Origin of the sequence: Ornithinimicrobium faecis, from assembly GCF_023923225.1 — a bacterium.
Classification (GTDB): domain Bacteria; phylum Actinomycetota; class Actinomycetes; order Actinomycetales; family Dermatophilaceae; genus Ornithinicoccus; species Ornithinicoccus faecis.
Map to the genome: position 1 here is coordinate 1,150,838 of NZ_CP099489.1, position 12,090 is coordinate 1,162,927.

A 12,090-nucleotide genomic window follows, 5' to 3' on the forward strand; every position below is an offset into this window, starting at 1 on the left:
GGCTGGAACCAACACCACCGACGCTAGGGAGGGGGAGTGGCCGCGTGACGGTCCCGAAGTGAACGCCACTGGAACGTTCCATGCTGCGGCCTGGAACGTTCCAGGAACGGGGGCCGAAAGATCGCCTGCGGGCGGCCGGGGTGTGCTGTGCTGGCCGGGTGCCACCCACCCGCCGTCCCACGATCATCGATGTGGCGGCTGCTGCCGGTGTCTCCAAGTCGCTGGTCAGCCTGGCGCTGCGGGCCGAGCCGGGGGTGAGCGAGGCGACGCGGGCCCGGATCCTGCACGCCGCCGAGGACCTCGGCTATCGCTCCAACGTGTGGGCCCGCAACCTGGTGCGCGGGGGCGAGAACCTGATCGGTGTGCTCATCACCGACCTGGGCAACAGCTATCACACGGACGTCGTGCTGGGGCTGGAGGAGGCCGCCCAGGAGCAGGGTCTGAGCGTGATGGTGGCGCACGGCATGCGCAGCACGGAACGCCTTGTGGCACAACTGCATCGGCAGCTTGCGCTGGGAGTCGCGGCGGTGGTCGTGGTCAGCTCGTGGCTGCCACCGGACCTGCTGGAGGCCTCAGCGCGAGCGGCGCCGCTGGTCGTGGTCGGGCGGCTGCCGGTGGCGGTCCCGGGGCTGGACACGATCAACAACGACGACGCCGCAGGCACCCGGTTGGCGGTTGAGCACCTGGTGGGTCTGGGGCACGAGCGGATCGCGCATCTCGGGATCTCCAACCGGCCTGCGGCACAACAGCGCCGGGCTGCCTATGCGACAACGATGCGTGACCGTGGGCTGGCTGAGCACATCGTGGTGGTCGGGCCCGACGACGTCACCGAGGGGGTCGCGACCCTGCTGCGCGCCACCGCCCGCGCCGACGGGACCGGGCCCACCGCGGTCTTCGCGTCCAACGACCTGGGGGCCTCGCGGGTGCTGGACGCCGCCATCGACCGGGGGCTGGGGGTGCCTGGAGATCTCGCTGTCGTGGGCTATGACAACAGCACGCTGGCGCGCACCGTGCGGCCGCGGCTCACCAGTGTCGACCAGCCGCGCGCCGACATGGGGCGGCTGGCACTCAGGTTGGTTGTCGAGCGGCTCGAGGGCCGGGTCGAGCCCCGCCACGAGGTGGTCGCCCCACGGCTCGTCGTGCGTGGGTCCACCTAGTTTGGGGACTCGGACCCGCCGAGCCGGTGTGTTTGGCGGGGCGTCGGACTGCCCTGTCGCGTGTGCTCAGACGGGCTCGACGCGCAGCGTGCAGGCGATGGCTGCTGCGCTGAGCATCGCGTCGACGGAGGGCCCGGCGAGATACTTGCGGGTCAACTCGGCGTCGATCGCTGCCTGCACGGGGTCGTCGCCTGGGACGTAGGTGGTGCTCACTGGCTCGCGGGGCAGGTCCAGGGCTGCGGCCCGGTCCTGCTCAGCGAGGTGGCCGTCGCCCATCGCGAGGGCCGCGGGGCGGCCCGCGAGGACGTGGCGATACCACCACGAGTCCGGGCCGAAGGCGGAGCGCAGATAGGGCACCCCGTCCACCACGACAGACCAGATCGGGGTCGCGATCGGCGAGCCGTTGGCCCGAGTGGTCACGATCGCGACGACGTCGGCCTCATCGAACAGGTCAACTGCAGTGTCAAAGCTCATGCTGGGGCAGCGGTCGCGCCGCTCTCGGCATTCCCGCCCATGGCCTGGCGGACATCCAAACAGGCAACGTCAGAACCGTTCGAGCAAACGTGCAAGTCAGCGGCCTGCGCTTCCCCACGTCTGCTCACGTTGCCTGTTTGGGTGCACGGTCTCGCCGCTCAGGGGACCAGCTAACCCCTGCACAAAGTGGTCAGTCCTTGAGCTCGCAGATGGCCGCGCCGTTGCCGACGGTCTGACCGACCTCGGCCGACAGCGCGGTGACTGTTCCCGCCTTGTGGGCGTTGATCGGCTGCTCCATCTTCATCGCCTCGAGCACCACGACCAGCTCGCCCTCGGCGACCTGCTGGCCCTCCTCGACGGCGATCTTGACGATGGTGCCCTGCATCGGAGCGGTGACCGCATCGCCGGAGGCGGCTGCGGCGCCACCGCCGGAGCGGGAGCGCTTGGGTGCCTTCTTGCGAGCACCGGCGCCGTTGCCACCACCGAGCGACAACCCGCCCGGCAGCGAGACCTCGAGGCGCTTGCCGCCGACCTCGACGATCAGGTTCTGGCGCTCCTCGGGCTCGGTGTCGGTGTCGGCGCTGGGGCCGGAGTAGGGCTCGATCTGGTTGTCGAACTCGGTCTCCATCCAGCGGGTGTGCACTGTGAACGGGGTGTCCGGGTCCTCGGGGGCGAACGCCGGGTCCTCAACGACGGCCCGGTGGAAGGTGAGTGCGGTCGGCATGCCCTCGACGACGAACTCGGCGAGCGCACGGCGGGACCGGGCCAGCGCCTCCTGACGGTCGCGGCCGGTGACGATCAGCTTGGCCAGCATCGAGTCGAAGGCACCAGCGACCACGTCGCCCTCCTCGACGCCGGAGTCCAGGCGCACGCCCGGGCCGCTGGGCACGCGATAGGTCAGCACGGAGCCCGGTGCGGGCAGGAAGCCTCGGCCCGGGTCCTCGCCGTTGATCCGGAACTCGAAGGAGTGGCCGCGGATCTCGGTCGCGTCATAGCCCAGCTCCTCGCCGTCGGCGATGCGGAACTGCTCGCGCACCAGGTCGATGCCGGTGACCTCCTCGGTGACCGGGTGCTCGACCTGCAGGCGGGTGTTGACCTCGAGGAAGGAGATCGTGCCGTCCTGGCCGACGAGATACTCACAGGTGCCGGCCCCGACATAGCCGGCTTCCTTCAGGATCGCCTTGGAGGCGCGGTCCAGCTCGGCGCGCTGCTCCTCGGACAGGAACGGTGCCGGGGCCTCCTCGACCAGCTTCTGGTGACGGCGCTGCAGCGAGCAGTCCCGGGTGGAGACGACCACGACGTTGCCGTGCTGGTCGGCCAGGCACTGGGTCTCCACGTGGCGCGGCTTGTCCAGATAGCGCTCGACGAAGCACTCGCCGCGCCCGAAGGCAGAGACGGCCTCGCGGACAGCGGACTCAAACAGCTCGGGGATCTCCTCGATGGTGCGGGCGACCTTCAGCCCGCGTCCGCCGCCTCCATAGGCCGCCTTGATCGCGACCGGCAGGCCGTGCTCCTTGGCAAAGGCGATGATCTCGTCGGCGTCCTCGACGGGGTCATTGGTGCCGGGCACGAGCGGGGCGCCAGCGGTGGTGGCGATGTGGCGAGCCTTGACCTTGTCGCCGAGGGAGTCGATCGCCTCGGGGCCGGGGCCGATCCAGGTCAGCCCCGCGTCGATGACCGCCTGGGCGAAGGACGCGTTCTCGGCCAGGAAGCCGTAGCCCGGGTGCACCGCGTCGGCGCCGGCCTCTTTGGCGACCTCGATCAGTTTCTCCTGCACCAGGTAGGAGTCCCCGGGGGTGCTGCCGCCCAGCGCGTAGGCCTCGTCGGCCACCTTGACGTGCAGTGCATCACGGTCTGGCTCGGCATAGACGGCCACAGACCCGAGACCGGCGTCCTTGCAGGCGCGGGCGATGCGGACGGCGATCTCGCCGCGGTTTGCGATAAGGACCTTGCTGATCGGCATGGGGTCACACTAATGCCACGCCGTATGCCGGGTGCTGGCGGACCCGGACAACGGTCGCCTCGGGTGTCGCTCGGCCGGGGACGCGGAGTCAGGGCGTGATCAGGGCGTGATCAGGTCGGGCAGGGCCGAGGCGGCCCCTCGGATGTGCGCCTCCACCAGGTCGGCGGCCAGGTCGCCGCGCCCCTCGGTGATGGCCTGCAGGATGCCGTGGTGCTCGCTGCGCAGGGTGGCGGCCATGCCTTCCCAGTCCTCCACCTTGCGGAAGGCTTCCAGGTGACGCGAGCGCAGCGACGCGCGGATCGCCTCGGTCAGGTTGGCGAACAACCTGTTGTCCCCGGCCTGGGCGATGGCGACGTGGAAGTCGGTGTCGGCGTCGTTGAAGGCCTCCCGGCTCAGCCCCTCGGTGTCCATCACGCTCAGATGGGTCCGCACGGGATCGAGGTCGGCGGCGGCGGCGCGCTCGGCCGCCAACGCAGCGCTCGAGCGCTCCAGCAGGATGCGTGCCTCCACCACCTCGTCGATGCGGAAGTTTGCGAGCTCGACATGCAGGCGGAGCAGCCGGGTGAGCGCCTCACTCGGCATCGCTGCGATGAAGGTGCCGGCGCCCCGGCCCGAGCCCACGCTCGAGCGCAGCACGCCGTGGCTCTCCAGCACACGGACCGCCTCACGCACCCCAGCGCGACTGACCTGCAGCCGGGTGGCGAGATCGCGCTCAGAGGGGAGGGGGTCGCCGACGGTCAGTGTGCCCGCCATGATCTGATCCTCGATCGCCTCGATGACCAGCTCGTGGGTGCTGTTGCGGGTGACCGGCCCCCACTGTGGCGCCTTCTCGCTTGTCGTCATGTGGTCCAACCTCATGGTGGTCGTGTCCTGCAGTGGTCTGAGTAGTTGTAGCACACGAGATTTCCCCAAGTTTTTTCTCTTGAGTTTTTTTCGCCAGGGTCTTGACGGCGCACTGGCCCCGGCCCTACTCTCGACTTAGTGGTCAGACCACTAAGTGATCGACCACTAGCAGTTCACACTCAACATCAACGGCGATGAGCACCCGGCAGAGCCGTCCGCACACCTGGAGGCGATATGTACACGCCTGATCTGGCGCCCATCGCAGGGAGTCTGTTGTGGTCCTCGCTCGTGGCGCTCCTGCCACTGGTGACCATCTTTGTGACGCTTGGGGCGCTGCGGTGGAAGGCCCACTGGGCCGGACTCGCAGCTGTCGTCGTTGCCGCTCTGGTCGCCATCGCCGCCTATGGCATGCCGATCCACCTGGTCGGGCTCTCGGCCACGCAGGGGTTCGCCTTCGGACTGTTCCCGATCATGTGGATTGTGGTCAACGCCATCTGGCTCTATGAGCTCACGGTGCGGTCCGGTCGCTTCGACGATCTGCGTCTGGTCATTGACGCCATCTCTGACGACCCCCGGGTGCAGGCGATCATCATCGCCTTCTGTTTCGGCGGGCTGCTCGAGGCCCTGGCTGGCTTCGGAGCCCCGGTCGCCATCACGGGAGTCATGCTGATGGCCGTCGGGTTCACCGCGATGCGGGCCGCGAGCGTGGTCCTGATCGCCAACACTGCCCCCGTGGCCTTCGGGGCGATCGCGATCCCGATCATCACCGCCGGCAACCTCACCGGCATCGACTATCAGCACATTGGCGCCATCGTCGGACGGCAGGCCCCGTTCCTGGCGTTATTCGTCCCGCTGTTCCTGGTGCTGCTCGTGGATGGCAAGCGGGGCGTGAAGCAGCTCTGGCCCCTGGCCCTGACCGTCGGCGGCGCCTTCGCGGTGGCGCAGTTCGTCTCCTCGAACTGGCTGTCGGTGGAGCTCACTGACATCGTTGCCTCCTTGGCAGGCCTGGCCGCAGCGGTCCTGATGCTGCAGGTGTGGAAGCCACAGGGTGGACAGGACGCGTTGGCCAAGATGCAGGCGGAGCGCGAGCACGAGAGCGCCGACCCGGTCACACCCGACGGTGCCTCCGGTGGTGGCGTGGCCACGGCGCAGCGCATCAGCGTCGCGCTGACCCCGGCCCGGGTCTTCCTGGCGCTCTTCCCCTATCTCCTGGTCGTTGCCATCTTCTCCGTGGCCAAGTTGTGGAGGCCGTTGAGCGACTGGTTGAGCACGACCGACGTGAAGATCCCGTGGCCGGGCCTGGACGGCAACATCTCCACGGCGGCCGGCGAGCTCTCCACGAGCACTGTCTACGGCTTCCAGTGGCTCTCCTCGCCCGGCACGATGTTGCTGATCGCGGGCATCGTGGTGGCCCTGGTCTACAAGATGTCCGCAGCAGACATGGTCGGCGTCTATCGCGAGACGCTGGTCAAGCTCCGCTTCGCGATCCTGACGGTGGGCTTCGTGCTCGCCCTCGCCTATGTCATGAACCAGTCCGGACAGACCATCACGATCGGCGCCTGGATCGCCGGCACCGGTGCGGCCTTTGCCTTCTTCTCACCCATCCTGGGCTGGTTGGGCACCGCGGTCACCGGCTCGGACACCAGCGCCAACGCTCTCTTCGCGACACTGCAGCAGGCGGCCGCAGAAAAGGCGGGCCTCGACCCGGCCCTGCTCGTCGCGGCCAACACCTCCGGCGGCGTGGTCGGCAAGATGATCAGCCCGCAGAACTTGACGATCGCGGCAACGGCCGTGGGGCTGGTCGGGCGCGAGTCGGACATCTTCCGCAAGGTCATCTGGTGGAGCCTGGGGATGCTGGCGGCCGTGTGTCTGCTGGTCGGACTGCAGTCCACCGTCCTCTCGTGGATGGTGCCGACGCTATGACCCGGCTCGAGAGCCCCGCACCCCTCATCCTTGAGACAGCTCCGTCCCACACCACGAAGGAGACGACCAGCATGGTCCAGCGACAGGTCCCCAAGCCCTCCGAGATCTTCGAGTTGATGAAGTTCAAGAAGGTCGAGCTCAACGGCAAGCGACGCCGTCTGCAGTCTGCTCAGACGATCGATGACCTGCGGGCGATCGCCAAGCGCCGCACGCCGGCCGCGGCCTTCGACTACACCGACGGCGCGGCGGAGGGCGAGATCTCCCTGGCTCGCGCGGTGCAGGCCTTCGAGGACGTGGAGTTCCACCCGGCGATCCTCAACGACGTCTCGGACGTGAACACCTCGACGACGGTGCTGGGTGACACCTCGGCGCTGCCGTTCGGCATCGCCCCCACTGGCTTCACCCGGCTGATGCAGACCGAGGGCGAGATCGCCGGCGCCGGAGCAGCCGGTGCGGCTGGGATCCCGTTCACGCTCTCCACGCTGGGCACCACCTCCATCGAGGATGTCAAGGCGGCCAATCCGCACGGCCGCAACTGGTTCCAGCTCTATGTGATGCGTCAGCGGGAGATCTCTTACGGGCTGGTCGAGCGTGCCGCCGCCGCTGGCTACGACACGCTGTTCTTCACCGTCGACACCCCGGTGGCCGGTGCCCGGCTGCGGGACTCGCGCAACGGCTTCTCCATCCCTCCGCAGATCTCCCTCGGGACCGTGGCCAATGCCTCCGTCCGCCCCTGGTGGTGGTGGGACTTCCTGACCACCCCCAAGCTGGAGTTCGCCTCCCTGTCGCAGACCGGCGGCACGGTGGGCGAGCTGCTCAACTCGGCGATGGACCCCTCGATCAACTTCGAGGACCTCGCCGAGATCCGGGCGATGTGGCCGGGCAAGCTGGCGATCAAGGGCGTGCAGACGGTGTCGGACGCCAAGAAGCTCACCGACCTCGGGGTCGACGCGATCCTGCTGTCCAACCACGGCGGCCGCCAGCTGGACCGTGCGCCGGTGCCCTTCCACCTATTGCCCGATGTGGTCCGCGAGGTCGGTCAGGACACGGAGATCATGGTGGACACCGGCATCCGCAATGGTGCCGATGTCGTCGCCGCCCTTGCGCTGGGGGCGAAGTTCACCCTGATCGGTCGTGCCTATCTCTACGGCCTGATGGCCGGCGGGCGCGAGGGCGTCGACCGGACCATCGAGATCCTGGCCGACCAGGTCCGCCGCACCATGCAGCTGCTGCAGGTGCGCACGGTCGAGGAGCTCAACCCCTCGCACGTCACCCAGCTGACGCGCTTCAACCGCCTGGACTTCGAGACCAGGGCAGTCACCCCGCGCACCTGAGCGCCCCACATACCGCCCGTCACTGGTCGCCGGCTGCCCGGGAGAGCGCGGCTACCGGTGACGGGCACCTTCACCCGGGCGTAAGAGATGGGCAGGAGGTGGCGCCATGATGGTCCTCGTCACCGGGGCCAGCGGATTCCTCGGATCGCGCGCGGTGACCCGCCAGGATCAGGCGTCGAGCAGATGGCGGGCCACCGCCGCGATGGCTCGGGTGACGGCCGTGCGGCCGTCCTCGGTGGGCTCCTGGGAGTCGAACCCGTGGTCTCCGTCTGGGACAGTGAGCTCGTCCAGGTCGGCGCGAGCAGCCCGGGCCGCCGCCAGGAAAGCCTGCTGCCCGGGCACGAAGTCGGGGAACTCCTGGCCCACGGTGGTCACCACGAGACGGTGGCCGTCGAGCGCGGCCACGGCCTCCTCGCGGGAGGGCCACGGGGCGAGGGGCTCTGACTCCAGGAACGGATACGTCAGCGCCAGCAGGTCGAACCGGTCGGCGTGCTCGGCGAGCAGCGCGAGGGCCAGCGGTCCGCCGGCCGAGAAGACCCAGAACGCGGCCCGGTCGCTGTCGACCTCCGGCCGGGCCGTGGCCGCGTCCAGGGTGCGCACCGCCTCTGCGAGGGCCTTGGGATAGTCAGGACCGTTGCTGAGGTCGTGGTCCATCACGACTGCCGCCACGCCACGGGCCACCAACGCCCCGGCATAGCCCTCGAACACCGGCCACCCCCGCGGCCCGATCTCCGGGGGCTCGCGCAGCATGCCCGGCACGAGCACGACGACCGGGAACGGCCCCGGACCGTCGGGCAGATACAGGTCGGCGTGGTCGGTCAGCACCTCTGACGCGCCGGAGGTCACGTCGAGGATGAACGGGTTGAGATAGCCGGGACGGTGCACGGGTTGCTGTCCTTCGGTCGGGGAGACGGTCCCCTCCACCGTGCCTGCGTGGCCGACCTGGTGTCGAGTTCTTTTCCCGGTGTGGGGGACTGACCCGTTGTCGAGGGCTGCGCCCGCCGGTCAGCCGCGGGGGAGGGTGCCCAGCCCCTCGATGAGGCGGTCGATGTCGGACTCGTTGGTGTAGGGCGCCAGCCCCACGCGGACCCCGCCCTCAGCGCCCAGGCCCAGGTGCTGGCTGGTCTCCCAGGCATAGAAGTGGCTGGCCGGAGCGTTCACGCCGAGGTCTGCCAGGTGCTGGCGGATCACCTGGTTGCCGACCCCGTCGATGGTGAACAGCAGGGTCGGGGTGCGGCGTGTGGCGTTGCTGTGGACCCGGACTCCCGGGAGTTCGCGCAGGGCCGGCTCGAGACGCGCGAGCAGCCGGTCCTCGTGCCCCTCCAGTGCGGTGTATGCCGTGGTGAGCCGCTCCCTGCGGGCGCCAGTCTGGCCGGGGACCAGATCGGCGAGAAAGTCCACCGCGGTGGTGGTGCCGGCCAGCAACTCGTAGGGGAGTGTCCCGAGCTCAAAGCGCTCGGGCACCTCGTCGGTGGACGGCAGCAGCTTGGCCGGGTGCAGCGCCTCCAACGTCTCAGGGCGCGCGGCCAGCACGCCGCAGTGCGGCCCGAGGAACTTGTAGGGCGAGCACACCCAGAAGTCCGCGCCCGAGGACTCCAGGTCCGGCAGCACGTGGGCCGTCGAGTGGACCCCGTCGACATAGAACTGCGCTCCGACGCCGTGCACCAGCTCCGCGAGCGCCGGCAGGTCAGGGCGGGTGCCGATCACGTTCGAGGCCGCCGTGATGGCAACCAACACGGTCCGGTCCGACAGCGCGGCCGACAGGTGCTCGGGTGTGAGCTCACCCGTCGCGGGGTCGAAGTCTACCCAGGCGAGGGAAGCACCCGCCTGCTCCGCGGCATACACCCACGGACGCACATTGCAGTCGTGGTCCAGGCGGCTGACCACCACCTCGTCCCCTGGACCCCAGCCCGCGGCCAGTGTGCGGCTGAGGTGGAAGGTGAGCTCGGTCGCCGAGCGGCCGAAGACCACGCCACGGGGGTCCGCGCGGAGGAGGTCGGCCATCGCCTGGCGGGCCTCGGCGACGATGCCCTCAGCCCGTTGCTCGGCGGCGGTCACGGTGCCCCGGTTGGCGACGGCCGCGGTCAGCGTCTCCGCGACCGCCCGGGCGACCGGCTCGGGGGTCTGAGTGCCGCCGGGACCGTCGAAGTGGGCCGCGCCCTCGCGTAGGGCCGGGAAGTGGGAGCGGATCGTGTCGACGTCATAACTCATGACCAGATCCTGCCAGCACCCCCTAGTGTGAGATTGCCCGGCAGCCGGTGTCGCATTCGGCCCTCGCCGTTCGTGGAGAGGGTGACGGCGGCCATCCGGGCCGCCGGTCACCGGGAGCCTGTGGGCACTGGTGCGAAGTGAGAGGAGTCGGCGAATGACGCAATATCTGATCGCGTTTAACGACGAGTGGGTCCCGGCCCACACGGGGGAGGAGCTGCGCGCCAAGAGCGCGGCCTCGCTGGCGGTGACCGAGGCGATGACGCAGGCGGGCGTGTTCGTCTTCGGTGACGGGGGCCTCGACGCCTCGACCGCCCTGTGCAGCGTCGCGGCGCGCGACGGCGAGCCGGTCTTCACCGACGGCCCCTTCGTCGAGACCAAGGAACACCTCGGTGGCTTCTGCGTCATCGAGGTGGCCGACGATGAGTCCGCACGGCACTGGGCCGGGCGGCTCGCCGTCGCCCTTGACTGGCCCCAGGAAGTGCATCGCTTCCCCAGCCGTGCCGAGATCCTGGGCGCCGACGACCGCTTGGAGGACTGAGCCATGCCCCGCTACCTGCTGTCCGTGTTCGGCGCGGCCGAGCAGACCGAGTTCGGCGGCTATGGCTCCCCGGAGGAGATGGTGCAGGCGTTCGCCGACACCGGAGCGTTCAACGACCGGCTCGAGCGCGAGGGGGTCCTGGTCTTCGTCGACGGTCTGCAGCCCGCCGTGACCGCCACCACGGTCGACGGCCAGGGTGAGCGGCCGGTGATCCTCGACGGGCCCTACCTGGAGACCAAAGAGCACCTGGGTGGTTTCTGGGTCGTCGACGTGGCCGACCTCGACATTGCGCTTGGCCTGGCCGGCGACGCATCACGGGCCTGTCGCGGCAGGGTTGAGGTCCGGCCCTTCCACACGCAGGACACGGTCTCCGACCTGCACCGGTCGTGACTTCCTCCTCCCTCGAGGAGACCCTCACCCGCGTCCACCACGAGGAGTGGGCGCGGGTGGTGGCCACCCTGGCCCGCCGGTTCGGGGACCTCGACGTTGCCGAGGAGGCGGCGGCCGAAGCATTTGCCGCCGCGGTCGAGCGGTGGCCGACTGACGGCATACCGCCCCATCCCGGCGGCTGGCTCACCACCACCGCCACGCGCAGGGCGATCGACCGGCTGCGCCGGGAGTCCCGGCGCGACGCGAAGCACCAGGCGGCCCAGATGCTGTATGCCGACAGTCCCCCTGAGCGCACCGGTCCGGTCGAGGACGACCGGCTGCGACTGGTCTTCACCTGCGCCCACCCAGCTCTGGCGATGGAGGCGCGGGCGGCGCTGACGCTGCGCCTGATCGGCGGTCTGACGGTGCCCGAGATCGCCGCGGCCTTCCTGGTGCAGGAGCGGGCGATGGCGCAGCGGATCACTCGGGCCAAGGCCAAGATCAGGGCAGCCCACATCCCCTATCGGGTGCCGTCGTCCGCCGACATCAGCGAGCGGCTGTCCGGGGTGCTGGCGGTGGTCTATCTGGTGTTCAACGAGGGCTATCTGGCCAGTGGCGGTCAGGACGCGCTGCGGGTCGACCTCAGCGACGAGGCGATCCGGTTGGGGCGGCTGCTGCACGAGGTGCTGCCGGAGGAGGGCGAGGTCGCCGGGCTGCTCGCGCTGATGCTGCTCACCGATGCCCGCCGGGCGGCGCGTGTCTCGGCGTCTGGCGAACTGGTGACGCTTGAGGAGCAGGACCGTGCTGCGTGGGATCGTGCGCTGATCGCCGAGGGGCACGCCCTGGTGCGTGAGCGCCTGGCCGCGGTGGCCGCCGGGGGAGGGCGTCCGGGGCGCTATCAGCTGCTCGCCGCGATCAGTGCTGTGCACACGAATGCGCCGTCGGCCCGGGACACGGACTGGTCCCAGGTCGTCGTCAACTATGACCAACTCGTGGCGGTCGATCCGTCGCCGGTGGTGCGGCTCAACCGTGCGGTCGCTGTGGCCGAGCTCGACGGGCCCTCGGTCGGCCTGGCCGAGGTGGAACGGCTCGCCGACGTGCTGGACTCCTATCACGCCTTCCATGTCGCCCGGGCCGAGTTGCTGCGCCGGGTGGGGCGCAGTGCGGAGGCTCACACGGCATACGGTCGGGCGATTGCGCTCAGCGGCAACCCGGCCGAGGTCGCCCACCTGACCCGGCGGCAAGGTCAACTCACGCGAGGGTGAGCCGAGCACGGCT

General features: G+C 69.7%; 11 protein-coding genes. 6 read left to right on the plus strand and 5 right to left on the minus strand.

The features are described 5' to 3' along the window. The first annotated feature begins 158 nt into the window (after positions 1 to 158). The gene (locus NF556_RS05380) at positions 159 to 1,157 is read left to right on the plus strand and encodes a LacI family DNA-binding transcriptional regulator (protein ID WP_252594461.1); all 999 of its coding nucleotides are present in this window, start codon (positions 159 to 161) and stop codon (positions 1,155 to 1,157) included. 66 nt (positions 1,158 to 1,223) lie between these two features. Here the strand turns inward: NF556_RS05380 and NF556_RS05385 are convergent, their stop codons facing one another. From NF556_RS05385 to NF556_RS05395, 3 genes are all read right to left on the minus strand, one after another. Beyond that, entirely contained in the window at positions 1,224 to 1,631 is a 408-nt protein-coding gene (locus NF556_RS05385) for a DUF2255 family protein (protein WP_252594462.1), read from the minus strand. Between the two features lie 190 nt (positions 1,632 to 1,821). Next, positions 1,822 to 3,594 (minus strand): acetyl/propionyl/methylcrotonyl-CoA carboxylase subunit alpha, encoded by a 1,773-nt coding sequence (locus tag NF556_RS05390; protein WP_252594463.1) that lies wholly within the window; start codon positions 3,592 to 3,594, stop codon positions 1,822 to 1,824. 99 nt (positions 3,595 to 3,693) lie between these two features. Further along, entirely contained in the window at positions 3,694 to 4,437 is a 744-nt protein-coding gene (locus NF556_RS05395) for a FadR/GntR family transcriptional regulator (RefSeq protein ID WP_252594464.1), read from the minus strand. Between the two features lie 234 nt (positions 4,438 to 4,671). On the opposite strand from NF556_RS05395, the gene NF556_RS05400 reads away from it, so the two are divergent. Beyond that, entirely contained in the window at positions 4,672 to 6,360 is a 1,689-nt protein-coding gene (locus tag NF556_RS05400) for an L-lactate permease (protein WP_252594465.1), read from the plus strand. Between the two features lie 71 nt (positions 6,361 to 6,431). Next, on the plus strand, positions 6,432 to 7,694 hold the full coding sequence (locus NF556_RS05405; protein ID WP_252594466.1) for an alpha-hydroxy acid oxidase: 1,263 nt from the start codon (positions 6,432 to 6,434) through the stop codon (positions 7,692 to 7,694). Positions 7,695 to 7,862: 168 nt separating this feature from the next. Here the strand turns inward: NF556_RS05405 and NF556_RS05410 are convergent, their stop codons facing one another. Both NF556_RS05410 and NF556_RS05415 read right to left on the minus strand, forming a co-directional pair. After that, the gene (locus NF556_RS05410) at positions 7,863 to 8,618 is read right to left on the minus strand and encodes an alpha/beta hydrolase family protein (protein ID WP_252594467.1); all 756 of its coding nucleotides are present in this window, start codon (positions 8,616 to 8,618) and stop codon (positions 7,863 to 7,865) included. An 81-nt stretch (positions 8,619 to 8,699) separates the two neighbouring features. Further along, positions 8,700 to 9,905: a cysteine desulfurase-like protein gene (locus tag NF556_RS05415; protein ID WP_252594468.1), complete on the minus strand. Its 1,206-nt coding sequence runs from the start codon at positions 9,903 to 9,905 to the stop codon at positions 8,700 to 8,702. A 154-nt stretch (positions 9,906 to 10,059) separates the two neighbouring features. Here NF556_RS05415 and NF556_RS05420 point away from each other — a divergent pair, with 154 nt between their 5' ends. Genes NF556_RS05420 through NF556_RS05430 form a run of 3 tightly spaced genes read left to right on the plus strand, consistent with a single transcriptional unit; the run spans position 10,060 to position 12,077 of the window. After that, complete coding sequence (locus NF556_RS05420; RefSeq protein ID WP_252594469.1) at positions 10,060 to 10,443, plus strand: YciI family protein; 384 nt, start codon at positions 10,060 to 10,062, stop codon at positions 10,441 to 10,443. 3 nt (positions 10,444 to 10,446) lie between these two features. Beyond that, the gene (locus NF556_RS05425) at positions 10,447 to 10,833 is read left to right on the plus strand and encodes a YciI family protein (protein ID WP_252594470.1); all 387 of its coding nucleotides are present in this window, start codon (positions 10,447 to 10,449) and stop codon (positions 10,831 to 10,833) included. Beyond that, positions 10,830 to 12,077 (plus strand): RNA polymerase sigma factor, encoded by a 1,248-nt coding sequence (locus tag NF556_RS05430; RefSeq protein ID WP_252594471.1) that lies wholly within the window; start codon positions 10,830 to 10,832, stop codon positions 12,075 to 12,077. The genes NF556_RS05425 and NF556_RS05430 overlap by 4 nt, the downstream gene beginning before the upstream one ends. Positions 12,078 to 12,090 lie beyond the last annotated feature (13 nt).

What these genes read in the sequence shown, in the direction of transcription:
- NF556_RS05420 (WP_252594469.1), top strand. Translation starts at nt 10,060, where the DNA reads ATGACGCAATATCTGATCGCGTTTAACGACGAGTGGGTCCCGGCCCAC.
- NF556_RS05415 (WP_252594468.1), bottom strand. Translation starts at nt 9,905, where the DNA reads ATGAGTTATGACGTCGACACGATCCGCTCCCACTTCCCGGCCCTACGC.
- NF556_RS05425 (WP_252594470.1), top strand. Translation starts at nt 10,447, where the DNA reads ATGCCCCGCTACCTGCTGTCCGTGTTCGGCGCGGCCGAGCAGACCGAG.
- NF556_RS05405 (WP_252594466.1), top strand. Translation starts at nt 6,432, where the DNA reads ATGGTCCAGCGACAGGTCCCCAAGCCCTCCGAGATCTTCGAGTTGATG.
- NF556_RS05395 (WP_252594464.1), bottom strand. Translation starts at nt 4,437, where the DNA reads ATGACGACAAGCGAGAAGGCGCCACAGTGGGGGCCGGTCACCCGCAAC.
- NF556_RS05390 (WP_252594463.1), bottom strand. Translation starts at nt 3,594, where the DNA reads ATGCCGATCAGCAAGGTCCTTATCGCAAACCGCGGCGAGATCGCCGTC.
- NF556_RS05400 (WP_252594465.1), top strand. Translation starts at nt 4,672, where the DNA reads ATGTACACGCCTGATCTGGCGCCCATCGCAGGGAGTCTGTTGTGGTCC.
- NF556_RS05385 (WP_252594462.1), bottom strand. Translation starts at nt 1,631, where the DNA reads ATGAGCTTTGACACTGCAGTTGACCTGTTCGATGAGGCCGACGTCGTC.